The sequence below is a fragment of the Massilia sp. SYSU DXS3249 genome (assembly GCF_053668055.1).
The window spans coordinates 155441-182209 of record NZ_JBSIPX010000002.1; the positions used below are offsets into that span (position 1 = coordinate 155441).

Sequence of the window (26769 nt, forward strand, 5' to 3'; positions counted from 1 at the left end):
CCAAGGGCAATGGGCCGCAGTTTTATGGCGCCGTTTCAACCTATAATGCCTTTTTGCCAAAAGGCTGAGTCATGCGGTCGACTTCCGGTTTCACCCTCTCCCTGCGCCGGCTGCTGGTCGTGCTGAGCGCGATCGGCCTGCTGCCGCTGGCGGCGCTGGGACTGTGGTCGCTGCACACCGCCAGCGGCTACCAGCAGCGCGAGCAGGAGCGCGCCATGCTCGACCTGGCGCGCGCCCTCTCCAGCGCCGTCGACGCGGAACTCGACGGCACCGTCGCCACCCTCGCCAGCCTGGCGCGCACGCCCGCCATGGGCAAGGGCGACCTGCAGGCCTTCTACGACATCGCCCGCGCGCAGGTGGCGGCCCAGCCGGAATGGCAGGCGATCATCCTCACCGACGCCTCGGGCAACATCGTGTTTCGCACGGCTAGTCCTTTCGGCACCTCGGGCGGGCGCATCGCCGATCCGGAAAGCCTGCAGCAGCTGCTCGCCGTGCAGCGGCCCCTGGTCGGGCGCGTGGCCCGCGGACCGCGCGGGCGTCCGGCGTTCCCGGTGCGGGTGCCGGTGCGCGACGACGCCGGCCGCCTGTACGTGCTCACCGCCGTCGTCAAGCCCGACCGCATCCTCAGTGTCCTCAAGCGCCAGCGGGTGCCGCAGGACGCGGTCATCTCCATCATCGATGGTTTCGGCGCATTCGTCGCGCGCTCGAAAGACCACGAGCGCAGGGTGGCCGGCCCGCCCACGCCCTCCTTCGCCCGGCTGATCCGCAGCCCGGCGCCCGAGGGCGCCGGCCAGGTCGTCAACCTCGAAGGCACCCAGCTGGCCAGCGTCTACACGCGGGTGTCGCGCTATGGCTGGACGGTGGGGATCGGCGTGCAGCAGCCTGGCCTGGGCAGCGGCATTGCCCTCTACGGCGCGGGCCTGGCGGCCTCGCTGCTGGCCTGCATCGGCATCGCTTCTCTGCTGTCGAACCGCATCGTGCGCACGGTCGGACGCCTGCAGGCGGGAGCGAGCGCGCTGGGCGCCGGCCAGCCGGTGGCGATCGCGCGCTCGCGCATCCGGGAGATCGACGTCATGGCCGGGGCGCTGGAAGCGGCGGCACGGCAGCGTACCGCGCACGAGCTGGAACGCTCGCAGCTGCTGGCCTCGCTCGAAGAAGCGCTGGCGGCCAGCCGCGACGCCGGGCGCGTGAAGGACGAGTTCCTCGCCATGCTGGGCCACGAATTGCGCAACCCGCTCAGCCCGATCGTGGCGGCGCTGGACCTGATGGACCTGCGCGACGAGAGCGCGAGCCGGCGCGAGCGCACCATCATGCGGCGCCAGGTGAGCCACCTGAAACGCCTGGTCGACGACCTGCTCGACGTGTCGCGCATCGCGACGGGCAAGATGCAGGTCGAGCGCCGTCCCCTGAACCTGGCCGACATGGTGCGCCAGCTCGTGGGCGCCCGCCCCGGCCCGTCCATCGAACTGGCCGCGCCGGACGCCGCCTGGGTGCTGGGCGACGAAAGCCGCCTGTCCCAGGTGCTGAGCAACCTGCTGTCGAACGCGGAACGCTTCGGCCAGGGCTCGATCCGGGTCGAGCTGGCGGTAGACAAGGGCACGGCCAGGCTCGAAGTGGGCGACCGCGGCATCGGGATGGAGCCGGAGCTGCTGGCGCGCATCTTCGAGCCCTTCTACCAGGCGCCCCAGCAGCTGGCGCGCGGCACCGGCGGGCTGGGACTGGGCCTGGCGATCGTGCGCAAGATCGTCGAGCTGCACGAAGGCCGGGTGTCCGCCCATAGCGACGGTCCCGGTCACGGCAGCCGTTTCGTGGTCGAGCTGCCCACGATCGACGCGCCGCCCGCAGTGACGGCGCCCATGGCGACGCCACGCAGGACTGGAGTCCCCATCCTGCTGGTGGACGACAACGTCGACGCGGCCGCGACGACGGCGCTGGTGCTCGAGCAGCTCGGCCACCAGGTGCAGGTTGCGCACAGCGCTGCGGCGGCCCTGGGCAGCGCCGCGAACCTGCGGCCGGCAGTGGCCATCCTCGACATCGGCCTGCCCGACATGGACGGCTATGCGCTCGCCGCCGCCATCCGGCGCATGGGAGCGAATACGGATGCGCCCCTGCGCCTGGTGGCGCTCACGGGCTACGGCCAGCAGGCCGACGTGGATCGCGCGGCCGCGGCCGGGTTCGACCTGCACCTGACCAAGCCGGCTTCGCTCGAGGACCTCGAGCAGGCCGTGTCCGGAGCCGCCACCGAAACGGAATGACATGCATAAAAAACTGACCTTCTGGGGCGCCGACGAGAACGACGACAGCCTTGTGCGCGAAGTGATCGCCGGCCGCAAGACCGTCACCGCCGACACGGTCGAGGACTATTACAAGGGATACGGCGAGCTGGGCGACGGCGGCTACGAAGCCGGCGACCTGATCGACGTATTCGACCTGAAGGGACGCCGGCGCTGCACGATCCGGGCAAAGGAGGTGCGCATCATCCGCTTCGGCGACATTCCGGAAGACGTCTGGCGCGGCGAGACGTTTTCGAGTGCGCAGGAATTTCGCGACGTGCATGTGCGCTGCCTGCCGCACCTCGACCTGCATGACGCATTCGAGTTCGTGACGCTGCATTTCGAGCTGGTGGACGTACATATCTAGACAAAATGGTCTAGAATAAAAGCTCCCACATCCAGGAGCTTCGACATGCGCGTTTTTGCCCCGTTGTTTGCGGTCCTCGTCCTTTTTTTCCCGGCAGGCGCCGGCCAGGCTGCATCCCAATTCGTGTTCCCGAATCCGTCCGGCCCGTTCGCCGTCGGCTTCAAGGCGGTGCACCAGTACGACCACGCGCGCGCCTACCGCAGCGACGTCGACGCCGCGACCGGCAAGCGCTACGAGGGCGAACAGGCGCGGCCGGTGCAGACCCTGGTCTGGTATCCCGCCGGCGCGCCCGGCAAGCCGATGGTCTACAGCGACTACCTGCGCCTGATCGGGAGCGAGGATGATTTCGGCCGCACCGAGGCGCAGGCCGGGGCGCTGGCGGACAGGTTTGTCCGCGACGGCTACCTGGCGGTATCGGGACTGGAACAGGGACAGGCGGCGCTGCGCGACCCGATGCGCGCCCAGCGCGATGCCGGCACCGCGCCAGGCAGCTTCCCGGTCGTCATCTACGCCCCCAGCATCAGCGCGCCGGCGGCGGAGAACGCCGACCTGTGCGAATACCTGGCCAGCCATGGCTACATCGTCATCGCCAGTCCCAGCCTGGGCACGCGCGGACGCGAGATGGCCAGCGACCTGGAGGGCGCGGAAACGCATGCGGCCGATATCGCCTTCCTGGTCCGCTACGCGCATACGCTGCCCCATGCCGATCCGAAGCGCCTGGCCCTGGCCGGCTATAGCTGGGGCGGCCTGGCGAACGTCCTGGCCGCGGCGAAGGACCGGCGCATCAAGGCGCTGGTCGACCTCGACGGCTCGGTGCGCGCCTACCCGGAACTGGTCGCCGCGGCGAAGTACCTGTCTCCCACCAGCCTGCGCGTGCCGATGCTGTTTGCCGGAGGGCGCCCGGCGTCGATGGAAGCGCTCGCCCAGCGGGGCAAGCCGGCCTCGGGCTTTCTCAACGATGTCAAACATGCCGACCTGTACAAGCTGACGATGTACCCGATGCAGCATTTCGCCTTCTCCTCGACCTACCTGCGCTTCGCCCCCGAGTCGATGTTCAACCAGTACCCGCGCGCCGAGGTGAATCGCGCCCACGGCTGGGTCGCCGACTACGTGCGCCATTTCCTCGACGCCTACCTGAAGGACGACGGCGCCGCCCGGGCCTGGCTGGCAGCCACGCCGGCCAGCCACGGCATGCCGGCCTACGCGGTCACCCTGGAAGCGCGGCCGGCGGCGCCAGCGCCTCCTACCCGCACGGAACTGGCGGCCGAACTGGCGCGCCGCGGTTTCGAGCACGCGCACGCCGCCTACGAGGCGCTGCGCGAGCGCGACAAGAACTTCATCCTGCCTGAACCCGAACTCAACGAATGGGGCTACGGATTGCTGCGGGCCGGCCAGCCGAGGCAGGCGGTCCAAATCTTCCGCCTTGCCACCCTCCTGCATCCGGACAGCGCCAACGCCTTCGACAGCCTGGCCGACGGCCTGGAGCAGGCCGGCGACAAGGCGGGGGCGATCGCGCATTACCGGCGCTCGCTGAAGCTCAATCCCGGCAACAGGAATGCCGAGGCGCGCCTGCAGATGCTCGGCGCGGCGCGGCAGGCGGGCAAACCGGCAGCCAACCGGGCAGGCGTCCGGTGACGGGGGAGCGAGCAGGATAGTCCGGGCTGGCTGTAAAATAGCGCTTTTCGTCCAGCTCCACGGCCCGCCCATGCACATCAATCCAGAACGCAGCACCCGTCCCGACTATGACCTGCTGGTGCGCCAGGTCGCCAGCGTCCTCGAGGGCGAGCGCGACCTGACCGCGAACGCTTCCCAGTTCTCCGCGCTGGTGTATGACACCCTCGCCGACCTGAACTGGGCCGGCTTCTACCTCACCGTGCCGTCCAGGAAGGGCGAAGGCCAGGACCTGCTGGTCGGGCCTTTCCAGGGCAAGCCGGCCTGCGCGCGCATTCCCTTCGGACGCGGCGTCTGCGGCACGACCGCCGTCGAACGCAAGACCATCGTGGTGCCGGACGTGCACGCGTTTCCGGGGCATATCGCCTGCGATTCGGCGTCGAACTCGGAGATCGTGCTGCCGGTGATCAAGGATGGCAAATTGATCGGCGTGTTCGATATCGATAGTCCTGTTTTGGACCGCTTCTCGGAAGAGGATCGGGTCGGGCTCGAGGCGATGGTGGCGGCGTTTGTCGACGCGACCGATTGCTGATGCAAAGAATATTTGGCAATATTACAATTTAGGCAAATGATATGAATCAACTAGACCAACTCAAGCAATACACCACCGTCGTTGCCGATACCGGCGACTTCCAGTCGATCAAGGCCTACGCGCCGCAGGATGCGACGACCAACCCTTCGCTGATCCTGAAAGCCGTGCAGAAGCCAGAATACCTGCCGCTGCTGCAGAAGGCCGTGGCCGAGTCGAATGGCGGCTCCACCGAAGAGATCGTCGACCGCCTGCTGATCGCGTTCGGCGTCGAGATCCTCAAGTACGTGCCGGGCCGCGTGTCGACCGAGATCGATGCCGCCCTCTCCTTCGATACCGAAGCCACCGTCGCCAAGGGCCGCGAGCTGATCGCCCTGTACGAAGCGGCCGGCGTGTCGCGCGAGCGCGTGCTGATCAAGATCGCCTCGACCTGGGAAGGCATCCGCGCCGCCGAGATCCTGGAAAAGGAAGGCATCCACTGCAACCTGACGCTGCTGTTCTCGCTGTGCCAGGCCGTGGCCTGCGCCGAAGCGGGCGTGCAGCTGATTTCGCCTTTCGTCGGCCGTATCTACGACTGGTACAAGAAGTCGACCGGTACCGATTACCAGGGCGCGGACGATCCGGGCGTGCAGTCGGTCAAGCGCATTTACCAGTACTACCGCAAGTTCGGCTACAAGACCGAGGTCATGGGCGCAAGCTTCCGCAACACCTCGCAGATCCTGGAACTGGCCGGCTGCGACCTGCTGACCATCTCGCCGGACCTGCTGCAGAAGCTGGCCGACACCGAGGCGCCGGTCGAGCGCAAGCTGGTGGCGGACGCGAATGCGGACATCGAGAAAATCGCCGTCGACGAAAAGTCGTTCCGCTTCATGCTCAATGAAGATGCGATGGGGACCGAGAAGCTGGCCGAAGGTATCCGCGCGTTCGTGGCGGATTCGAAGAAGCTCAAGAAGATGATCGAAGAAATGCGTTGATGTTCCTGGCCGCCACGGATGCGCGTGGCGGTTCATTCACAGCAATGCGAACGCCGGCGTGATGCCGGCGTTTTTTTTTGCGGAGCCACACACCGGCATGCCGGCGCCGTACCGCGTGCGCACGAGTGCGCACCCTACGAACGGGCGCGGACTCCGTCGAGCATGGTCCCGATCATCTTGCCGCCGAGCTCGACCAGGCTGAACGAGGTCGGCTCGAACATCCAGTTGCGGATCAGGCCATCCATCAGCGCCCACAGGCCAACCGCCAGCAACTGCGGATCGACGTCCTGCCTGATCTGCCCGCCGTCCTGCGCCAACCGGATGCGTTCGATCACCTGGTCGGTCAGGTCGCACTTGCTCTGGCGGCGGCGCACGCGCACCGCGTCCATCTCGCTGACGAATTCCACCTTCAATGAGGCGATCTCGAGCACGCGGCGCGCCTGCGGGTCGGTCTCCGTAACACGGAAAATTTCCACGAAAAAGCGGCACAGGTCATCCATGACGGTAGCCGAATCCGACTTGGGAAGACGGCTCAGCGCGCACTCGAAGGGCAGCGTCACCCTTTCCATCATCGCGTTGAACAAGGCGCCTTTGTCGTCAAAATGCCAATAAATCGCACCGCGCGTCACGCCCGCCTCGGTTGCGATATGCTGCAAGGTCGTTCGTGACACACCTTGTTCGACAAACAATTTCTCTGCAGCATCTAAGATGCTGTCGCGTGTGGCCGCCGCTTCTTCTTTTGTTCTTCGGGCCATGTCTTCTCCGTTTTTGAGTGGTCCTGCACGTTAAACATACACTCGTGATAGTATATATAAAAATCCATAAATGCCAGTGATGCAGCCGTGCGCAGGGACCTCCGGTTCTTGGGGACGGCTGCATTTTCTCCAAAAAAAACCGAAGGAAGCACACGTAATGCGCTCTGCCCACTCCTCTACATTATCCCTGACTCGGATTGCCGCCAGCACACTGATGGCTGTCGCCCTGCTCTCCGCCTGCGGCAAGAAGGACGCCGCCCAGGCCGGCCCCGGCGCCGGCGGCCAGATGCCGGCGCCCGAAGTCGGCGTCATCACCACCAAATTCGAATCGGTCGCCCTGACGACCGAACTGCCGGCCCGTGCCGAACCGGTACGTACCGCCCAGGTCCGCGCCCGCGTCAACGGTGTGGTGCTCAAGCGCCTGTTCACCGAAGGCAGCGAAGTCAAGGAAGGCCAGTCGCTGTTCCAGATCGACCCGGCACCTTACCAGGCCCAGCTCGCCGCCGCCCAGGCCGACCTCGGCCGCGCCCAGGCGACGCTGACCCAGGCCGCCGCCCAGGCCGAGCGCTACAAGCCGCTGGTCGAGGCGAACGCGATCAGCAAGCAGGAGTATACCAATGCCGTCGCGGCGCAGAAACAGGCCGAGGCCGCCGTGGCGGCGTCGCGCGCCCAGGTGCGCATTGCCCAGATCAATTCGGGCTACGCCAACGTGAACGCCCCGATCTCGGGCCGCATCGGCCGCGCACTGGTGACCGAAGGCGCGCTGGTCTCGGCGACCGAAGGCACCGAACTGGCCGTGATCCAGCAGACCAACCCGATGTACCTGAACATCACCCAGTCGGCCACCGAGCTGCAGCGCCTGCGCAAGCAGGCCGGCGGCGGCGCGAAGGATGCGCCGGTCAGCGTCGTCCTCGACGACGGCACCGAGCTCGCTACCCGCGGCCGCCTGCTGTTCTCGGACGTCACGGTCGACCCGGGCACCGGCCAGGTCACCCTGCGCGCCCAGGTCCCGAACCCGGACAACGCCCTGCTCCCGGGCCAGTACGTGCGCGTGCGCCTGGCGCAGGCCCAGCTGCCGAACGGTATCGTCGTGCCGCAGCAGGCGGTCACCCGCGGCGGCGCCCAGGGCGACACGCTGATGGTGGTCGGCGCCGACAACAAGCCGGCCCCGCGCACCGTCAAGATCGGCTCGCAGCAAGGCTCGAACTGGGTCGTCACCGACGGCCTGAAGGAAGGCGAACGCGTGATGGTCGACGGCTTCCAGAAACTGCAGATGCTGCCGCCGGGCACCCCGGTCAAGGCAGTGCCATGGCAACCGGGCACGGCGACCACGGCCGCCGCAGCGCCAGCAGCCGCGCCGGCTGCGCCGGCCGCCAACGCCGGCCAGGCTGCCGCCGCCACCGCGCGCCAGCTGCCTGCCTCGGCCCCGTCGGGCTCCACCGCCGGCGCCGCGCCGGCCGCCGCTTCGACCGCCCGCTAAGCGCCCAGGTATAGAACAGGACTACTGCAATGGCACGTTTTTTTATTGACCGCCCTATTTTCGCCTGGGTGATCGCGCTGTTCATCATGGTGATCGGCGCGGTCTCGATCACCCAGCTGCCGATCGCCCAGTATCCGAACGTGGCTCCGCCATCGATCGTGATCAATGCCGCCTATCCGGGCGCATCGGCCCAGACCCTGGAAGATTCGGTCATCTCCGTCATCGAACGCGAGATGAACGGCTCCCCGGGCCTCGTCTACATGGAATCGAGCAGCACCGCCAACGGCAGCGGCTCGATCACCCTGACCTTCGAGACCGGCACCAACCCGGAACTCGCCCAGGTCGACGTCCAGAACCGCCTGTCGCGCGCGGCCCCGCGCCTGCCGGCGGCGGTGAACCAGCAGGGCGTGCGCGTCGACAAGGTGCGCGCCAACTTCCTGCTGTTCACCATTCTGTCGTCGGACGATCCGAAGTGGGACCCGATCGCGCTGGGCGACTACGCCTCGCGCACGGTGCTGCCCGAGATCCAGCGTATTAAAGGCGTCGGCACCGCGCAGCTGTTCGGTACCGAGCGCGCGATGCGCGTCTGGATCGACCCGGCCAAGCTGGTGGGCTTCCGCCTCTCCCCGGCCGACGTCAACAACGCGATCCGCAGCCAGAACGCCCAAGTGGCATCGGGCACCATCGGCGAACTGCCGCTGGCGCAAGGCCAGGAAATCACGGCGACCGTCGTCGTGACCGGCCAGCTGAGCACCGTCGAACAGTTCGGCAACATCGTGCTGCGCGCGAATCCGGACGGCTCGACCGTACGCCTGAAGGACGTGGCCCGCATCGAAATCGGCGCCCAGGCCTACGGCACCTCGGCACGCCTGAACGGCAAGCCCTCGACCGGTATCGGCGTGCAGCTGGCGCCGTCGGGTAACGCGCTGGAAACGGCGCGCCTGGTGCGCGAACGCGTCGAGGAACTGTCGAAGTTCTTCCCGGCCGGGATGAAGGCCACCGTGCCCTTCGACAGCTCGAAGTTCATCGACATCTCGATCGAGCAGGTGGTGCATACCCTGATCGAAGCGCTGGTGCTGGTGTTCCTGGTGATGTACCTGTTCCTGCAGAACTTCCGCTATACCATCATCCCGACCATCGTCGTCCCGGTCGCGCTGCTCGGTTCCCTGGGTACGCTGCTGGCATTGGGCTATTCCATCAACGTGCTGACGATGTTCGGCATGGTGCTGGTCATCGGTATCGTCGTCGACGATGCGATCGTGGTCGTCGAGAACGTCGAGCGCATCATGAGCGAGGAAGGACTGCCGCCGCTGCAGGCCACCCGCAAGGCCATGGGCCAGATCTCGGGCGCCATCATCGGCGTGACCGTGGTCCTGATGTCGGTGTTCGTGCCGCTGGCCTTCTTTGCCGGCGCGGTCGGCAACATCTACCGCCAGTTCGCGGTCGTCATGGTGTCCTCGATCGCCTTCTCGGCCTTCCTGGCGCTGTCGCTGACCCCGGCGCTGTGCGCGCACCTGCTCAAACCCGTCGAAGCGGGCCACCACCACGAGAAGAAGGGTTTCTTCGGCTGGTTCAACCGCCGCTTCGCACGCACCGCCAAGGGCTATGAAGGCTGGGTCGGCAAGCTGATCCGCGGTTCGGGCCGCGCGCTGGTCGCCTTCGTGCTGGTGGTCGGCCTGGTCACCCTGCTGTTCACGCGCATGCCGAACTCCTTCCTGCCGAACGAAGACCAGGGCTACGTGATCGCCAACATCCAGCTGCCGCCTGGCGCGACGCTGGAGCGCACCAACGAAGTCATGCGCACCGCCGAAAACTTCATCATGAAGCAGCCGGAAGTGGCGAACATGGTCAGCGTGCTGGGCTTTTCGTTCTCGGGCGCCGGCCAGAACATGGCGCTGGCCTTTATCCCGCTGAAGGACTGGAGCGAGCGCAAGGGCGAAGACTCGAGCGCGGGCGCGGTCGCCAACCGCATCATCGGCGGCCTGTCGGGCGTGCGCGATGCCTTCATCTTCGCCTTGTCGCCTCCGCCGATCCCGGAACTGGGCCGCGGCACGGGCTTCAGCTTCCGCCTGCAGGACCGCGGCGGCAACGGCCACAACGCCCTGCTCGCAGCCCGCAACCAGCTGCTCGGCATGGCCGCGCAGAGCCCGATCCTGGCCGGCGTGCGTCCGGAAGGCCTGGAAGACGCGCCGCAGGTCATGCTCGACATCGACCGCGACAAGGCGCAGGCCCTGGGCGTGACGTTTGACGCGATCAACACCGCGATCTCGACCTCGCTCGGCTCGTCCTACGTGAACGACTTCCCGAACGCCGGCCGCCTGCAGCGCGTGGTGGTGCAGGCCGATGCGAAGGACCGCATGCAGCCGGACGACCTGCTGCGCCTGAACGCCCTGAACGTCCAGGGCCAGCCGGTGCCGCTGTCCTCGTTCGCGACGACCAAGTGGGTCACCGGCCCGATGCAGACCCTGCGCTACAACGGCTATCCGGCGATGAGCATTTCGGGCGACGCCAAGCCGGGTTATTCGACCGGCGACGCGCTGGCCGAGATGGAGCGCCTGGCAGGCCAGCTGCCACCGGGCTTCGCCTTCGAGTGGACCGGCCAGTCGCGCGAGGAACAGCTCTCCGGCGGCACGATGGGCATCCTGATGGCCTTCTCGCTGCTGGCGATCTTCCTGGCCCTGGCGGCCCTGTATGAAAGCTGGTCGATCCCGGTGTCGGTGCTGCTGGTGGTGCCGTTTGGTATCCTTGGCGCCGTGCTGGCGGCCATGTTGCGCGGCTACCCGAACGACGTGTACTTCAAGATCGGCCTGGTGACCATCATCGGCCTGGCGGCGAAGAACGCGGTGCTGATCATCGAGTTCGCGAAGGACCTGCAGGCGCAGGGCAAGTCGCCGATGGACGCGGCAATCGAAGCGGCCCACCTGCGCTTCCGCCCGATCATCATGACCTCGCTGGCCTTCATCCTCGGCGTGCTGCCGCTGGTGATCGCAGGCGGCGCCGGTTCGGCATCGCAGCGCGCCATCGGTACCGGCGTGATGGGCGGCATGATCACGGCGTCGACGCTCGGCGTGCTGTTCGTCCCGATGTTCTTCGTCGTGGTGCGCAAGATCTTCAAGGGCAGCGATCGCCAGCGCAAGAAGTACGCGCATGAAGAAGACAAAGACACCGCTACCGTAGTTCAGGAAAAAATATGATCGATACGATGAAAAAACTGACTCCCCTGGCACTGGCGATGATGCTCGCCGGCTGCATGTCGCTGGCGCCGAAGTACGAGCGTCCGGCAGCGCCGGTCGCACCAGGCTTCCCTGAAGTGCCGCGTGCCGGCGGCACCACGCTGCCGACGGCCACCTCGGAAGCGCCGGCCAACCTGGCCTGGCAGCGCTTCTTCGCCGACGCACGCCTGCGCCAGCTGATCGAGATGTCGCTGGCGAACAACCGCGACCTGCGCGTCTCGATCGCCAACATCGAGCAGGCGCGCGCCCAGTACCGCATCACGCGCGCCGACCGCCTGCCGACCGTCTCGGCGATCGTCAGCGGCAGCCGCCAGACCACCGGCGAAGACCAGCCGATCTCGAGCATCTACCAGGCGGGCTTCGGCGTCTCGGCCTTCGAGCTCGACCTGTTCGGCCGCGTGCGCAATCTGTCGCAGGCCGCGCTGGCGCAATTCCTCGCTACCGAGGAAGCGCGCCGCACCACGCAGATCAGCCTGGTCGCCTCGGTCGCCAACACTTACCTGGCGCTGCTGGCCGACGACGAGCTGCTGGCGATCACCCAGGAGACGCTGCGCACCCGCGAAGAGTCCGACCGCCTGACCCGCCTGCGCTTCGAAAACGGTGTCGTGTCCAAGCTCGAGCTGCAGCAATCGACCTCGCTGGTCGAGACCGCGCGCGCCACGCTGGCCCAGCTGCAACGCCAGCGCGCCCAGGACGCCAACCTGCTGACCCAGCTGGTGGGCCAGCCGATTCCGGAAAACCTGCCGGCGGGTGCTACCCTGGCCACGACCGAGCTGCCCGACCTGCCGGCCGGCCTGCCGTCCGACCTGCTGACTACCCGCCCGGACATCCGCGCGGCCGAGCAGCAGCTGATCGCCGCCAATGCGAACATCGGCGCGGCGCGCGCGAACTACTTCCCGCGCATCTCGCTGACGGGCAGCGTGGGCAGCGCCAGCACCGAGCTGTCGGGCCTGTTCAAGAGCGGTTCCTTCGGCTGGACCTTCGCCCCGCAGGCGGTGCTGCCGATCTTCGACCTGGGCCGCATCGGCGCCGGCGTCGACGCCGCGCGTGCCGGCCGCGACATCGCGGTCGCCCAGTACGAGCAGTCGATCCAGACCGCCTTCCGCGAAGTGGCCGACGCCCTGGCCGGCCAGGCCACCTTCAGCGAACAGCTGCGCGCCCAGCGCGCGGTGGCGACGGCCGAGCAGGACCGCTACAACCTGTCCGAGCTGCGCTACAAGAGCGGCGCGGCCAGCTACCTCGACCTGCTCGACGCCCAGCGTTCGCTGTTCCAGGCGCAGCAGCTGGCGGTGCAGGCGAATTTGCAGCGCCTGCAGAACCAGGTGACCTTGTACCGCGTGCTGGGTGGCGGCTGGAGCGAGCCTGCTTCGGAGGCACAGGCGTCACGCTGACGCCACGAAGGCAACATGCACTAACGGCCCGGTCGCTCGCGCGACCGGGCCGTTTTTCTTTAGGGCGGCAAAGCAATGCGCCCGGCGCGCGCGCAAATGCCGTGTCTCGATGCGCTTGTCAACGCTTTCGGCAGCCTGTGGCGACTTTCAAAAATTTTATCGTCCATGCAGAAAAATGTTGTTGACGATGCCACGGGCCAAACTTAGGATCATCTAGCGCTGAGCCCGCTACGCCTACCAGGCGTACAAGGGCCGCCGCGAATCGCGTTGCTTCTTATACCAAAACAAGATTGGAAAGAGAGACATGAAACACAACATCACCGCGCTGCCCGTTTGTACCCTCGCCATGCTGTGCTCGGTCGCCATGCTCGGGTTCGCTCCCAGCGCCGCCCAGGCCGCGCCGCAGACCCGTTACATCGTCGGCTTCAAGGCCGGCGCCGACAATGACGCGAACGCCGCGGTGATCCGCGCGCGCGGCAACGTCAAGCGCAAGATCCGCGGCATGGACGCCATGTCGGTCGAACTGGCTCCGGAGCAAGTTGAAGCGGTGCGCGCCGACCAGAACGTGGCCTACGTCGAAGTCGACCCGCCGCGCTACCTGCCGTCGATGGAAATGCGTCCGGACTACGTGGACACGGCTGCCGGCTCGGTTGCCAATCCGGCGTCCGGCAAGAATTACTTCCTGGGTCAGACGATCCCTTACGGCATCACGATGACCCAGGCCGACCAGCTGCCGAACGGCGGCTCCAAGGCTGGCAACCGCAAGATCTGCATCATCGATTCCGGCTACGACCGCAGCCATGAAGACCTGAACGACAACGGCACCGTGACCGGCGAGTACGACTCCGGCACCGGCTGGTGGTACACCGACGAGAACAGCCACGGCACGCACGTCGCCGGCACGATCGCCGCCCTCAACAACAGCGGCCTCGGCGTGGTCGGCGTCATTCCCGCCCGCCAGCTGAAGCTGCACATCGTCAAGGTATTTGGCGCCGACGGCTGGGCCTATTCGTCCGAACTGGCCGACGCGGCGAACCGCTGCGGCGACGCCGGCGCGAACATCATCAGCATGTCGCTCAGCGGCCCGGCCCCGAGCGGCACCGAGCAGGCCGCGTTCGACGCGCTGGCGGCCAAAGGCATCCTCTCCTTCGCCGCCTCGAGCAATGCCGGCACCACGGCGCCGCGCTGGCCTGCGGGCTACGCGAGCGTGGTCTCGGTTGGCGCCCTCGACAGCGACAAGAAGTGGGCGACCTTCTCGAACTACAACCCGAAGGTGGAACTGTCGGCGCCGGGCGTGCGCGTCCTCTCGACCGTACCGATGGGCACCGCGCTGGTCTCCTCGCTGACCGTCGGCGCCAGCAGCTACGAAGTCGGCTCGGTCACCGGTTCGCCGCGTGGGACCGCCACGGCACCGCTGGCCGATTTCGGCTTCGGCGGCGAAGTCAATCCCGCCATGGCCGGCAAGGTCTGCCTGATCTCGCGCGGCGCGGGCCTGGCCTTCGGCGTCAAGGTCGCCAACTGCCAGGCCAGCGGCGGCGTGGGTGCGGTCCTGTACAACAACGTGGCAGGCAGCCTGAGCCCGACCCTGGGAACGACCGTCACGACTATCCCGTCGGTGGCGGCGACCCAGGCCGAGGGCACTGCGATGCTCGCCCAGCTGGGCCAGTCGGCAACCGTGGCGGTCAAGGTCGGCAACTACGCCTACAACAACGGCACCTCGATGGCCACGCCGCACGTCTCGGCCGTCGCAGCCCTCGTGTGGAGCTACTTCCCGCACTGCAGCGCCGCGCAGATCCGCACCACCCTCGCCAAGTCGGCCGAGGACCTGGGCGACAAGGGCCGTGACGACAAGTACGGCTACGGCCTGGTCCAGGCGCGTGCCGCTTACGACCGCATTGCCGCCGCAGGGTGCAATAACTAAGTGTCATAGCTAGCGGCTGCACGCAAGAGACAGCCCCCAAGAGCCCGGTCGGTTTCCCGACCGGGCTTTTTTTCATCCGGACGAAGGCCTGCAAGTCCAGCCTCTCTACGCGACAGCGAGAACGCAGCAGCACAAAATGGTTGGCTGGATTCGTGTGGGCCTCCTGATGTGAACTTGGCTACACTGAGCCGGTCTACCAGTTGGTGCGCAATCCCGCGCAGAGAGACTGCCATGCGAAACTTTTTTCACTCACACTGGAAGGTCATCGTTGCGCTCATTCTCCTCATCGTGGTGGCTGTCTTGACGGTCCGCCCCAACACGGCCAACGCGGCGCCGGATCTCGCCGAGCGCATGCGCCAGCATGTGCGCGCGGTCGCGTCCGAAGAACACAACACGGGCACGCCCGAGCAGCTCGAGCGCGCCGCCGTCTACATCGAGACCGAGCTCAAGCGCGCGGGCTACCGGCCGGCGCGGCAGGAATACACCGCCGGCGGCCAGCGGGTGCGCAACATCGAGGTGGCGGTCGACAACGTCGCGGCCGGCAAACGGCCGGACCGCATCTTCATCGTCGGCGCCCATTACGATTCGGCGCCGGGTGCGCCCGGGGCCAACGACAACGGCAGCGGCACCGCCGCCGTGCTGGAACTGGCGCGCCTGCTGAAAACGATGCAGCCGCGCGCCGGCACCGAGGTGCGCTTCGTGTTTTTCGTGAACGAGGAGCCGCCGTATTTCATGGGCGCGGACATGGGCAGCATGCGCCATGCCGCGGAGATGAAGCGCCAGGGGCAGAAGGTCGAAGGCGCGCTGGTGCTGGAGACGATGGGGTATTACACGGACGCGCCGAACACGCAGAAGCTGCCGCCGGGGCTCGAGGGGCGCTACCCTTCGACCGGTAATTTCATCGCCTTCGTCGGCACGCTGGAATCGTCGAACCTGGTGCGCGACGCGCTGGCGGCGTTCCGGGCCTCGTCCGATTTCCCGGCGCACGGGCTGGCGGCGCCAGCGCATACGACCGGGGTCACGCTGTCGGATCATTCGTCGTACAACCGGCATGGGTATCCGGCGTTGATGATCACGGATACGGCGTTCATGCGGTATCCGTTTTATCACACGGCGGAGGATACGCCGGACAAGCTGGACTATGCGAGCATGGCGCGGGTGGTTACGGGCTTGTCAAAGACGATTGTGGCGTTGGCGGGGGCGAAGCAGGGATAGCGCATTGTGCCCCTGCCCATCGCTTGGGTTCGTGGTGTGGGCGGCGATGCGTCGTGAGGGCGCTGCACCGCGTGGACGGAGTCCACCCTACGAACCCAAGAACATCTCTTGGAGGTCGTTGAGGAAGCGCTGGCCGAGTTCCGTGGGTCGGATCAGCTTGAAATCGCGGGTCAGCAGGCCCTTCGCTTCGGCGGCGTCGAGCGCCTTGCTGATGGCGGTGATGGTCATGCCGGTGCGTTCGCCGAACAGGTTGGGGTCGAAGCCGCCGGTCAGGCGCAGCGTGTTGAGCATGAACTCGAAGCCCATGTCGGCGCGGGCGATCTCGTGCTCTTCCTGGACCGGGTTGCCACGTTTCGCCGCTTCCATGAAGGAAGCCGGCTGCTTGAAGCGGGCCTGGCGCAGGATGCGGTGCGGGAAGGAGATCTTCGAATGGGCGCCGGCGCCGATGCCGAGGTAGTCGCCGAAGGTCCAGTAATTGATGTTGTGACGCGCGTGGCGGCCCGGTTGCGCGTAGGCCGACACTTCGTAGTGGTTGAACCCGGCCGCGCCCATCGTCTCCGCGATCATGTCCTGCATGTCGGCGCTGGTGTCGTCGTCGGGCAGGCTTGGCGGATACTTGGCGAAGACCGTGTTCGGTTCCATCGTCAGGTGGTAGAGCGACAGGTGCGGCGGCGCGAACGACAGCGCCGTCTGCAAGTCGGCCCTGGCCTGCTCCAGCGTCTGCGAGGGCAGCGCGTACATCAGGTCGAGGTTGAAGTTATCGAAGGTCGAGCGGGCGATCTCCACCGCGCGCAGCGCTTCGCGCTCGTCGTGGATGCGGCCCAGCGATGCCAGGTGCTCGCCGTTGAAGCTCTGGATGCCGATCGACAGGCGGTTCACGCCGCTGTCGCGGTACTGGCGGAACTTCTCGACCTCGAAGGTGCCGGGATTGGCCTCCATCGTGATCTCGGCGTCGATTTCCAGCGGCAGCAGCGTGCGCACGTCCGACAGCAGGCGGTCGAGGCCGGCGGCCGACATCAGGCTGGGCGTGCCGCCGCCGATGAAGACCGTGTGGATCTTGCGGCCCCAGATCAGCGGCAGCGACTGCTCGAGGTCGAGGCGCACCGCATCCAGGTACTCCTTTTCCGGCAGCTCGCCCTTGGCCTCGTGCGAATTGAAGTCGCAGTAGGGGCACTTGCGCACGCACCAGGGGAAGTGGATGTACAGGGACAGCGGCGGCAAGGCGGTAAGGTTGAGCGCGCCGGGCTGCAGGTATTGCAGGGCCGCTTGTGCCGGGGAACGGGCTTCGCCGAGGTTCACGCCGGCGACTTTGATCGGGATCATTTCAGTTTCTCTACCAGTGCGCGCAGGGCCTGGCCGCGGTGCGAGCGTGCGTTTTTCTCGGCGGGCGTGAGTTCGGCCGTGGTCTTGCCGAGCGAAGGAATCAGGAAATACGGGTCGTAGCCGAAGCCGTTTTCGCCGCGCGGCGTGTCGATGATTTCGCCGTCCCAGCGGCCGTCGGCGATGACCGGCTGCGGGTCGTCGGCGTGGCGCACGTAGACCAGCACGCAGTAGTAATACGCCGATTTATCGGCTTTATCGGCCAGGTCGGCCACCAGTTTCTGGTTGTTGCGGGCGTCCGATTTCGGCTCGCCGGCAAAGCGCGCCGAGTACACGCCGGGCGCGCCGCCGAGCGCGTTGACGCACACGCCCGAGTCGTCCGCCAGCGCCGGCAGGCCGGTCAGGCGCGACGCGTGGCGCGCCTTTTCCAATGCGTTCTCGACAAAGGTCGCGTGCGGCTCCTCGGCTTCGGGCACGTCGAATTCGCCCTGCGGGTGCAGGGTGAACCCGATCGGGCCGAGGATTTGCTGGAATTCCTTGAGCTTGCCGGCGTTGTTCGAGGCGAGGATGAGGCGTTGGGTCATGGGTAAGAAACAGACGGGGAACAAAAGCAGGTATTTTACATGCTGTTGTTCGCACGCGCCCGATTCACCCTAATGAGGGACATTGAGGTGAGCACGATTCGTTGACATTTAATACTTGCCGCCATCGCTTAAGGCGATAGCTTTACCGACAACATTCGTTACGATGTATGAACCGAGCTCATCCAATTAAGTGTCGGCCTTAAGCTTAACCTTACTTAAGAGTTGTTTTACCTCTGTTATCTCCGCCCCAAGACTATCCACAAATCTATCAATATTATCCTTTATTAATTCAACTGAGGTACGATTAAGTTCCCGCTCCGTGTCAACAAACCATTTATTCAACGTTCTTTTCATCCGCGATAAGGTAACTCGGGCGGAAGCCATATCGTTTCCAGCGCGATCAGCAAGCAATCCCTGAATTTGCGTCATAAGGATCGCCTCCGGTATTTCTTTAATTTCCCAAATATTTTCTTCGACAGCGCGCAGTTCAGATCGAGCCAAATAGCTTTGCCGCTTGCTTTCGTTAACCTGTTCCTGAAGTGCATCGCATTTTTTCTTGATATCGGAAAATTCTGATCGTAACGTTGCCAGGTCACTATGGGCACGTGACAGATTGGCCTCGACTTTCGCATCAATAGAACGTTCTAAGTTAAGGGCCGTTGACTGCAGACGAACCTCTAACTGGGCAATTTGCTGTGCCAAATTGGAGTCGACTTCCTCTTGCAGCCGTTTTTTGTCATTCTCGTAAATTTTAAAATTTGACCACCATCCAAAACCGGCAACCAGAACCGCAATCGTTGATATACCGGTTAACGACCAAAGGACAATGTCTATCATTGTCCCTTGATAATCCTGCATTAACTGATTCTGAGCTCTCAGGACAATAATTTCTTCGCTCTTTTTTTCCAATTGAGATGTTACAAGTCTCTGATTTTCTGCGGCAATCGGTGGCGCTATTACTTTAGCATTTTCGAAGGAATTCGCCCTCCCGATCGACAATAAAATAACAAACAAAGCAAAGCCAAGCACCATCAGAGTACTACGCATTAGCAAATCCTATTCATTTATAAATTAGTTATTCAAGCCCAACAAGACACAAAAAATTTCATGCCATAGCCAAATAAAGGTTTTCGAGCAGGATCAATTTATGTGCAGCACCGCTACCATAAATTAATTGACGATGCCCAATGCCTGCTTCTGCATGCCGATCAGTTCCGCGATCCCGCCCTGCGCCAGGTCGAGCAGGCGGTTCATGCCGGCGCGATCGAAGGCCGCGCCTTCGGCTGTACCCTGCACTTCGATGAAGTGCCCTGCTTCGGTCATGACCACGTTCATGTCAGTGTCGCAGCCCGAGTCCTCGACGTAATCGAGGTCGAGCACCGGCGTTCCCTGGTACACGCCGACCGAGATCGCGGCGACGAAGTGCCTGACCGGCACGGCGGCCAGCACGCCCTGGGCGACCAGTGCGTCGAAGGCGTCGTAGGCGGCGACCATGGCGCCGGTGATGGACGCGGTGCGGGTGCCGCCGTCGGCCTGGATCACGTCGCAGTCGAGGTGCAGGGTGCGTTCGCCGAAGGCTTCCAGGTCGAAGGCGGCGCGCAGCGAGCGGCCGATCAGGCGCTGGATTTCCTGGGTGCGGCCGGACTGCTTGCCGCGTGCGGCTTCGCGGTCCATGCGCGTGTGGGTCGAGCGCGGCAGCATGCCGTATTCGGCCGTCAGCCAGCCCTGCCCTTTGCCCTTCAGGAAGCCGGGCACCTTGTCTTCGATGCTGGCGGTGCAGATCACCTTGGTGTCGCCGCATTCGATGAGCACCGAGCCTTCGGCGTGCTTGGTGTACTGGCGCGTGATGCGGATGGTGCGCAGCTGGTCGACTGCGCGGCCGCTCGGGCGGGTTGCTAACGTCATGGTGAACCTTTTATTGGATTATTTAAGTAATTGGGAAGACTTCTCGATCGCCTGGTTGATCTCGGCAATCGCCTTTTCGATTTCGTCTTCGTCGAAGGGGTCGGCGTCCAGTGCGGCAGGGGCGTGGCCGATCGTGCTGCTGACTTGGTTTTCCGGCAGCAGTTCGGTCGAGATCACGTTCGGGGCGTGGGCGGCGGGATTGTCCGCGCCCTGCCAGCTGATCGCCAGCGCCGTCGTGTTGTCGGCGCGCGGGCCGCCGATGGCAGTCGCCTGGGCGACCAGGGCGGGCACCGCCTGCACCACGGTTTGGGTGGCGAGTTTTTGCACGATCTCGGCGTCCGGCACCATCGACCACAGGCCGTCCGAGCACAGCAGCAGCACGTCGCCCGCTTCCAGGCTGGCCTGGCGCGACAGCTCGATGCGCGGCGGCGTGGACGCGCCCAGGCAGTTGTAGAGCTTGTTGCGGTCGGGGTGGGTCGCTCGTTCGGCCGGGCTGGCCAGGCCCTTGGCGATCAGGTATTCGAGGTGCGAATGGTCGCGCGTCTGCGCCAGCACCTGGTTGCCGCGCACCCAGTACAGGCGCGAGTCGCCGCAGTGGGCCCATACGGCGCAGTTGTGCTGCACCAGGCAGGCGACCACCGTGGTGCGCGGACTCTCGGGCAGCTTGTGGCGCGCGGTGTAGGCGAGGATGTCGCGGTGCGCCTGGACCAGCGCTTCCTCGAGGAAGCGCTCGGGTTTTTTAATATACGGCCTCGCCTGCATCTGGAACATCATCGACAGCGTCTGCATGGCGATGGTGGCGGCGATCTCGCCATGCTGGTGGCCGCCCATGCCGTCGGCCAGCACCAGCAGCAGCGCGTCGCGCGTGAAGCAGTAGCCCATGCGGTCCTGGTTGACGCGGCGCCCGCCGATGTGGCTTTGCTGGTAGACGGAAAACTGCATGGTGCCTCCTTAATCGCGTGTGCCGCCGCTGCGGCCGAATGCACCGAGCTTGCCCAGCAGGCCGCGCAGGCCTCCGGGCGGCGGTGCCGGTTCTGTCTGTGCTTCCTGCGCATCGCTGGGCTGCGGCTCGGCGGCGATCGGCCTGGCGGGCGCCGCCTGCAGCACCTTCTGCACGGCGAACACGCTTTGCGGCCGCGCCATCGGATCGAGCGACAGGCAGGCGCGCACCACGGCCAGCAGTTCCGGCGAATAGCCGGCGGCCAGCTGCTCGAACTGCGCCGGCAGCCTGTCCTCGAGCTTGCGGGCGTCGGCGGCCTGCGGCGGCGAGCCGGTCAGGCAGGCGAACATCGACGCGCCCAGGCTGTAGATGTCGGACCAGGGGCCGAGCGGCAGCCCCTTGGCATACAGCTCGGGCGGCGCGAAGCCCGGCGTGTACATCGGCGCGAGCATCGGCGCGTCGTCCTTGATCGCCTGGCGCGCGGCGCCGAAGTCGAGCAGGATCGGCGAGCCGTCGGTGCGCAGGTAGATGTTGGCCGGTTTCAGGTCCAGGTGCAGCAGCTTGTTGGCGTGGGTTTCGCGCAGGCCGCGGCAGACGCCGTCGAACACGCGGCGAACGAACGCTTCGCCCGGACGGCTGGCCTTGCCGGCGGCCCTGGTATGGCTGCGGGCGATGTGTTCCTGCAGCGAGTGGCCCGATTCGTAGGCCATCACCATGTACACGGTATCGTTGGCGCGGAAGAAGTTCAGGATGCGCACCACGTTCGGGTGGATGATGCGCGCCAGCGCCCGCCCCTCTTCGAAAAAGCACTTCAGGCCGATGCGGAACAGCGGGACGTTGGGCTTGGCGATCACGGGCGACAGCTCGCCCGGCTGGCGCAGCGCGAGCGCGCTCGGCAGGTATTCCTTGATGGCCACCGCGTTGCCTTCGGCGTCATATGCAAGATAGACAATACTGAACCCGCCGGATGCGATTTTCTTTACAATGCGATATCCGGCAATCTCCAGCCCTTCCGGCAAGGGTGCGTTATTTTGTGCGGCCATACTGATGAGTCCCTTGCATAACACGGCGATTGTGTGGATAAATGTGGGCTTTGTAAAGAATAAAGAGCGTCGATCAAAGCGCCTATGGCCAGGCGCGTCGTCGAAGACAGTACGCTAGTACGGCGAGACGATGCAACGCCGCCATAGGTGTTTTGTTCGGCGCTCTAAAAACCGGGGACACAATTGGGCATTTCAAGCATGACAGGCTATGCGGTGGCCACCAGCGAAGGCGCTGCGGGCACCCTCACGATCGAGATCAAGAGCGTCAATTCGCGCTTCCTCGATCTTCAATTCCGCATTAACGACGAATTGCGCGCGCTGGAACCGGACCTGCGCGCCGCCATCATGGCCGCCATCACCCGCGGCAAGGTCGAAGCCCGCCTGTCGTTCGGGCGCAAGGTCGCCGGCGGCGCCCAGGCCCTGAATCATGCCCTGCTGGCCGACCTGGCGCGCCTGCAGGCCGAAGTCACCCGCCACTTCGTCTCGGCGCCCCTGATGTCGGTGGCCGAGCTGCTGCGCTGGCCCGGCGTGGTCGAGGAGTCGCAGATCGGCCAGGAGTCGCTGCAGGCCGATGTGGCCGCCCTCACCGCGAAGACCATCGCCGCCTTCGTCGACAGCCGCAAGCGCGAAGGCGCGGCGCTGGAGGCGATGCTGCAATCGCGTATCGATGCAATGGAAGCGATCGTCAAGCGCATTACGCCGCTGATCCCGCAGGTGATCGCGCAATTCCAGCAAAAGGCGGTCGAGCGCATGCAGGACGCCCTGGGACTGGCCGGCCACGGCAACCCGTCGACGCTGACGCGCCAGGAAGTCTTCGAGCGGATTCGCCAGGAAGTCACCCTGTACGGCATCCGGATCGACGTTTCCGAGGAATTGTCGCGCCTGTCGGCCCACCTGAACGAAACCCGCCACATCCTGAAAAAAGGCGGCCAGGTCGGCAAGCGCCTCGATTTCATGATGCAGGAACTCAACCGCGAAGCGAATACGCTGGGCGCCAAGGCGTCGGTGAAGGAGCTGGCGGATGCGTCGATGGAATTGAAACTCCTGATCGAGCAGATGCGGGAGCAGGTGCAGAACCTGGAGTAACACCAATTTGAATACGCGGTGCGGGTACGCCCGGGCCGCTTGAACGCGTGGACGGGGGACCCGTCCACCCTACGGGTATATCGGTGAGGTTACTGGCATACACGCAGGGTGGAGCGGGGCTTTTTAGTTTGGGGAACTAAAAAGCCGTCCACGCGTTCAGCTATATGATGAACAATCGCGGGGTAAAACCCGCCGCATTACGAATAAAAGGAATACAACCATGCTCACCACCGCTTTCTCCGGCAGCCTGTTCGTCGTCGCCGCCCCGTCGGGCGCCGGCAAATCGACCCTGGTCAACGCGCTGCTGGCCCGGGAGCCGGGCATCCAGCTGTCGATCTCGACGACCACGCGCCAGCCGCGTCCGGGCGAGCAGGACGGCCGCGAATACCACTTCACCACCGCCGAAGATTTCGTCGCGCGCGCCGAGGCCGGCGAGTTCCTGGAATGGGCCGAGGTGCACGGCAACTACTACGGCACCAGCCGCCTGACTGTCGAAGAAAAGATGAAGACCGGTACCGATATCCTGCTGGAGATCGACTGGCAGGGTGCGCGCCAGGTGAAGAAGCAGTTCCCGGACGCGGCCGGCATCTTCATCCTGCCGCCGTCGATCGAGGCGCTGGAAGAGCGCCTGCACAAGCGCGGCACGGACGAACCGCACATCATCACGCGCCGTTTGCTGGCGGCCGGGGGCGAGATCGCTCACGCTCCCGAGTTCGAATATGCTATCATCAACGAAGAGTTCAACGTCGCCTTGGCCCAGCTGCAGGCGATTGTCCAGGCGACACGTTGCCGCTTCGCCCAACAGGCTGCCCGCAACGCCTCCCTGTTTGCCCAACTGGGAATCCACGCGCAACAACCAACGTAAAATCGGCGGCATGCCTCATGCCGCCGCACTTATTGTCCAATTAGGAGTCCGTTATGGCCCGTATCACGATCGAAGATTGCCTGAAAAACGTCCCGAACCGCTTCCAGCTGACCCTGGCCGCGACCTATCGCGCACGCCAGCTGCTGCAGGGCCATACCCCGAAGGTCGAAGCAAAAGACAAGCCGACCGTCGTTGCCCTGCGCGAAATCGCTGCCGGCAAGGTTGGCCTGGAGATGCTGAAAAAAGTGCCGATGTAAGCACGCCGTTTGCCTGACCTGTGCCAGCCCTCACTTCTGTTATTCTGTCACCACACTGCGGCTGATCGACATAACGTATGAACCTGTTCCCCCCGGACTCGACACATTCAGGCAACACCCCCACCCGGGCCAAGCGCCCGGGCAAGCCGCAAGAAATCACGGAAATGCCGGCTCCCGGCGTTGCCTCGGTCACCCAGCTGATCAACCAGCTGTCGGAATACCTCACCCCTGCCGAACTGAAAAAGGTCAAGGAAGCCTACCGCTTCTCCGACGAGATGCACCTCGGCCAGGTGCGCAAGTCCGGCGAACCCTATATTTCGCACCCGATCGCCGTCGCCGAGATCTGCGCCGAGTGGAAGCTCGACGCCCAGGCCATCATGGCCGCCCTGCTGCACGACGTGATCGAAGACCAGGACGTCAAGAAGGAAGAACTGCTCGAGCGCTTCGGCCCGCAGGTGGCGAACCTCGTCGACGGCCTGTCCAAGCTCGAGAAGATCGAGTTCCAGAGCCTGGTCGAGGCGCAGGCGGAGAATTTCCGCAAGATGCTGCTGGCCATGGCGTCCGACGTGCGCGTCATCCTGATCAAGCTGGCCGACCGCCTGCACAACATGCGCACGCTCGGCGTGATGGTGCCAGCCAAGAAGCGGCGCATCGCCGGCGAGACGATGGAAGTCTACGTCCCGATCGCGCACCGCCTCGGCCTGAACAACATCTACCGCGAGCTGCAGGACCTGGCCTTCTCGCACCTGTACCCGCTGCGCTACCGCACCCTGGCCAAGGCCGTGAAGGCGGCGCGCGGCAACCGCCGCGAGGTCGTCAAGAAGATCCTCGAGTCGGTCAAGCACACGCTGAAAATGGCCGGCATCCATGCCGAGGTCTACGGCCGCGAGAAAACCCTGTACGGCATCTATAAAAAGATGCGCAACAAGCACCTGTCGTTCTCGCAGGTGCTCGACGTCTACGGCTTCCGCGTCGTCGTCGACAACATCCCGAACTGTTACGTCGCGCTCGGCTCGCTGCACGGCCTGTACAAGCCGATGCCCGGCAAGTTCAAGGATTACATCGCGATCCGCAAGATCAACGGCTACCAGTCGCTGCACACGACCCTGATCGGCCCCTACGGCACCCCGGTCGAGTTCCAGATCCGCACCCAGGACATGCACCGCACCGCGGAGAGCGGCGTGGCGGCGCACTGGCTGTACAAGACGGGCGACCAGAACATGTCGGACCTGCAGCAGCGCACCCATGCCTGGCTGCAGTCGCTGCTCGACATCCAGCAGCAGACCGGCGACTCGGCCGAATTCCTCGAGCACGTGAAGGTCGACCTGTTCCCCGATTCAGTCTATGTCTTCACGCCGAAATCGAAGATCATCGCCCTGCCCCGTGGCGCCACCGCGCTCGACTTCGCGTATTCGATCCACACCGGCATCGGCGACCATACGGTGGCGGTCAAGATCAACAACGAAACCCAGCCGCTGCGCACCGAACTGCACAACGGCGACATCGTCGAAATCGTCACCGACCCGGATTCGCGCCCGAGCCCGACCTGGCTCAGCTATGTCCGCACGGGCAAGGCGCGCTCGGCGATCCGCCACTACCTGCGCACCGTCAACGTCAACGAATCGGTCGAACTCGGCCAGGAACTGCTGGCCGGGGCCCTGGCTGCGCGCAACATCGACCCCGAGCTGCCGCCGGCCGCCATCGACCGCCTGCTGGCCGAATCCTCGGCCAAGTCGATGGACGAGCTGTACGCCGACATCGGCATCGGCAAGCGCATGCCGGCGCTCGTCGCCCGCCATATCTTCGGCCTGATGGATGGCGAGGCGGACAGCGCCCTGCCGTCGAACCAGCCGCTGGGCGGCGACATCGACCCGGTCACGATCTACGGCAGCGAAGGCGTGTCGGTCCAGCTGGCGCCATGCTGCCTGCCGATCCCGGGCGACCAGATCAGCGGCCAGCTGCGGCGCGACCAGGGCCTGGTGGTCCACACCTGCGACTGCCTGCCGGCCAAGCGCCTGCGCGCCAAGGAACCGGACCGCTGGATCGCCGTGCAATGGGGCGAGGAACTGAACCGCCGCTTCGACTGCCGCATCCGCCTCCTGATCAACAACGAAAAAGGCATCCTCGCGCGCGTGGCGGCCGAGATCGGCGAGTCCGACGGCAACATCACCTATGTCGGCATGGACGAGGACGACGAGAACATGATGACGCAGCTGCGCTTCACCATCCAGGTGAAGGACCGCGTGCACCTGGCGCACCTGATCCGCAATTTGCGGCGGGTGGCGGGGGTCAATCGCGTGGAGCGCGAGCGGGCCTGATTTCTGCCCTTGGAAAAGAACAGCCCACTTCGGTGGGCTTTTTTACGTGCACGCAACGTGGCCTCCGTGTCGCATCTGGATACCTACGCGCTGCACCGCGCGGGCTCAAGAGCCCATCCTGCTAACTTGCGAGGTCCCGTCGTGTCGAGTGCGGCATCACACCGCTTCCTGCAGCCGATGAACGAAAGTATCGAGGTCGATACGCAGCGTCCCCTCGGGCCAGAAATTGATGACATCCACCAGGATGGCAATGCGCTCAGGATAAAGAATCTCGACATCGAAAATATTGAATGCGAAGGTATCCCTGACCCGGACCGGGTTAGTCTTCTGCGCGCGGACGGCCTCCAATATTTTCTGGCACGCCCACGTGCCTTCGTTGGCGATGAACTCCTCCAGCAGGGATATCACGTCGGCTCTCCCGCTCGAAAGCGCCAGCAGCGCATGCTCAGCATCGGCGACTGTTCGAGAAAGCGCCGGCCGCTGTCCAGCTCCAGCAGCGTCAGGTGCGGCGAGGTGGCGCAGGTCCGGAGCGCTGCGGGAGACGCCGCGAGCTGGGATTCGAACGTCAATCGGCGTGTCGGCATCAGAGGCGTGGTCCATGGGAATCGGGCAACCGCGAGTATCGTTCTCGCGGGGCGCAGC

The 26769-nt window shown here is 65.1% G+C and carries 22 protein-coding genes; 14 read left to right on the forward strand and 8 right to left on the reverse strand.

What is annotated here, in order from left to right:
* Window positions 1-71 precede the first annotated feature (71 nt).
* The 5 genes from ACWCIA_RS02940 to tal all read left to right on the forward strand — a co-directional run bounded on the left by ACWCIA_RS02940 (window position 72) and on the right by tal (window position 5814).
* Entirely contained in the window at window positions 72-2255 is a 2184-nt protein-coding gene (locus ACWCIA_RS02940) for a hybrid sensor histidine kinase/response regulator (protein ID WP_454160817.1), read from the forward strand.
* A 1-nt stretch (window position 2256) separates the two neighbouring features.
* Window positions 2257-2640: an ASCH domain-containing protein gene (locus tag ACWCIA_RS02945; protein WP_454160819.1), complete on the forward strand. Its 384-nt coding sequence runs from the start codon at window positions 2257-2259 to the stop codon at window positions 2638-2640.
* Between the two features lie 45 nt (window positions 2641-2685).
* Window positions 2686-4275 (forward strand): dienelactone hydrolase family protein, encoded by a 1590-nt coding sequence (locus ACWCIA_RS02950; RefSeq protein WP_454160821.1) that lies wholly within the window; start codon window positions 2686-2688, stop codon window positions 4273-4275.
* A gap of 70 nt (window positions 4276-4345) precedes the next feature.
* Window positions 4346-4843: a GAF domain-containing protein gene (locus ACWCIA_RS02955; protein ID WP_454160823.1), complete on the forward strand. Its 498-nt coding sequence runs from the start codon at window positions 4346-4348 to the stop codon at window positions 4841-4843.
* Window positions 4844-4884: 41 nt separating this feature from the next.
* The gene (tal, locus tag ACWCIA_RS02960; RefSeq protein WP_454160824.1) at window positions 4885-5814 is read left to right on the forward strand and encodes a transaldolase; all 930 of its coding nucleotides are present in this window, start codon (window positions 4885-4887) and stop codon (window positions 5812-5814) included.
* A 134-nt stretch (window positions 5815-5948) separates the two neighbouring features.
* On the opposite strand, the gene ACWCIA_RS02965 is transcribed toward tal, so the two are convergent.
* Window positions 5949-6569, reverse strand: coding sequence for a TetR family transcriptional regulator (locus ACWCIA_RS02965; protein WP_454160825.1), 621 nt, complete (start codon window positions 6567-6569; stop codon window positions 5949-5951).
* Window positions 6570-6783: 214 nt separating this feature from the next.
* Here ACWCIA_RS02965 and ACWCIA_RS02970 point away from each other — a divergent pair, with 214 nt between their 5' ends.
* From ACWCIA_RS02970 to ACWCIA_RS02990, 5 genes are all read left to right on the forward strand, one after another.
* Window positions 6784-8049 (forward strand): efflux RND transporter periplasmic adaptor subunit, encoded by a 1266-nt coding sequence (locus tag ACWCIA_RS02970; protein ID WP_454160827.1) that lies wholly within the window; start codon window positions 6784-6786, stop codon window positions 8047-8049.
* Between the two features lie 29 nt (window positions 8050-8078).
* Window positions 8079-11243, forward strand: a complete 3165-nt coding sequence (locus tag ACWCIA_RS02975) for an efflux RND transporter permease subunit (RefSeq protein WP_454160829.1) — start codon at window positions 8079-8081, stop codon at window positions 11241-11243.
* The gene (locus ACWCIA_RS02980) at window positions 11240-12673 is read left to right on the forward strand and encodes an efflux transporter outer membrane subunit (protein ID WP_454160831.1); all 1434 of its coding nucleotides are present in this window, start codon (window positions 11240-11242) and stop codon (window positions 12671-12673) included. The genes ACWCIA_RS02975 and ACWCIA_RS02980 overlap by 4 nt, the downstream gene beginning before the upstream one ends.
* 304 nt (window positions 12674-12977) lie before the next feature.
* Window positions 12978-14594: a S8 family serine peptidase gene (locus ACWCIA_RS02985; RefSeq protein ID WP_454160833.1), complete on the forward strand. Its 1617-nt coding sequence runs from the start codon at window positions 12978-12980 to the stop codon at window positions 14592-14594.
* Window positions 14595-14894: 300 nt separating this feature from the next.
* Window positions 14895-15809, forward strand: a complete 915-nt coding sequence (locus tag ACWCIA_RS02990; protein WP_454160835.1) for a M28 family peptidase — start codon at window positions 14895-14897, stop codon at window positions 15807-15809.
* A gap of 87 nt (window positions 15810-15896) precedes the next feature.
* Here ACWCIA_RS02990 and hemW read toward each other — a convergent pair whose 3' ends face one another.
* The 6 genes from hemW to ACWCIA_RS03020 form a co-directional block, all read right to left on the reverse strand.
* Window positions 15897-17132 carry a radical SAM family heme chaperone HemW gene (gene hemW, locus ACWCIA_RS02995; RefSeq protein WP_454160837.1) on the reverse strand — a complete coding sequence of 412 codons (1236 nt, stop codon included), beginning with the start codon at window positions 17130-17132 and terminating at the stop codon, window positions 15897-15899.
* A complete protein-coding gene (gene rdgB, locus ACWCIA_RS03000) occupies window positions 17129-17713 on the reverse strand; it encodes an RdgB/HAM1 family non-canonical purine NTP pyrophosphatase (protein ID WP_454160838.1) in 585 nt (194 codons plus the stop codon). The genes hemW and rdgB overlap by 4 nt, the downstream gene beginning before the upstream one ends.
* A 186-nt stretch (window positions 17714-17899) precedes the next feature.
* A complete protein-coding gene (locus tag ACWCIA_RS03005; protein WP_454160840.1) occupies window positions 17900-18760 on the reverse strand; it encodes a hypothetical protein in 861 nt (286 codons plus the stop codon).
* A gap of 123 nt (window positions 18761-18883) precedes the next feature.
* On the reverse strand, window positions 18884-19618 hold the full coding sequence (rph, locus tag ACWCIA_RS03010) for a ribonuclease PH (protein WP_454160841.1): 735 nt from the start codon (window positions 19616-19618) through the stop codon (window positions 18884-18886).
* Between the two features lie 18 nt (window positions 19619-19636).
* Window positions 19637-20560 carry a PP2C family protein-serine/threonine phosphatase gene (locus ACWCIA_RS03015; protein ID WP_454160843.1) on the reverse strand — a complete coding sequence of 308 codons (924 nt, stop codon included), beginning with the start codon at window positions 20558-20560 and terminating at the stop codon, window positions 19637-19639.
* 9 nt (window positions 20561-20569) lie between these two features.
* A complete protein-coding gene (locus ACWCIA_RS03020; protein ID WP_454160845.1) occupies window positions 20570-21601 on the reverse strand; it encodes a serine/threonine-protein kinase in 1032 nt (343 codons plus the stop codon).
* Window positions 21602-21799: 198 nt separating this feature from the next.
* Here ACWCIA_RS03020 and ACWCIA_RS03025 point away from each other — a divergent pair, with 198 nt between their 5' ends.
* From ACWCIA_RS03025 to ACWCIA_RS03040, 4 genes are all read left to right on the forward strand, one after another.
* Entirely contained in the window at window positions 21800-22687 is an 888-nt protein-coding gene (locus ACWCIA_RS03025; RefSeq protein WP_454160847.1) for a YicC/YloC family endoribonuclease, read from the forward strand.
* A gap of 220 nt (window positions 22688-22907) precedes the next feature.
* Window positions 22908-23552 carry a guanylate kinase gene (gene gmk / locus ACWCIA_RS03030; protein WP_454160849.1) on the forward strand — a complete coding sequence of 215 codons (645 nt, stop codon included), beginning with the start codon at window positions 22908-22910 and terminating at the stop codon, window positions 23550-23552.
* A 53-nt stretch (window positions 23553-23605) separates the two neighbouring features.
* On the forward strand, window positions 23606-23809 hold the full coding sequence (rpoZ, locus tag ACWCIA_RS03035) for a DNA-directed RNA polymerase subunit omega (RefSeq protein WP_005665923.1): 204 nt from the start codon (window positions 23606-23608) through the stop codon (window positions 23807-23809).
* Window positions 23810-23886: 77 nt separating this feature from the next.
* The gene (locus ACWCIA_RS03040) at window positions 23887-26127 is read left to right on the forward strand and encodes a RelA/SpoT family protein (protein WP_454160852.1); all 2241 of its coding nucleotides are present in this window, start codon (window positions 23887-23889) and stop codon (window positions 26125-26127) included.
* 156 nt (window positions 26128-26283) lie between these two features.
* Here the strand turns inward: ACWCIA_RS03040 and ACWCIA_RS03045 are convergent, their stop codons facing one another.
* The gene (locus ACWCIA_RS03045) at window positions 26284-26727 is read right to left on the reverse strand and encodes a hypothetical protein (RefSeq protein ID WP_454160854.1); all 444 of its coding nucleotides are present in this window, start codon (window positions 26725-26727) and stop codon (window positions 26284-26286) included.
* Window positions 26728-26769 lie beyond the last annotated feature (42 nt).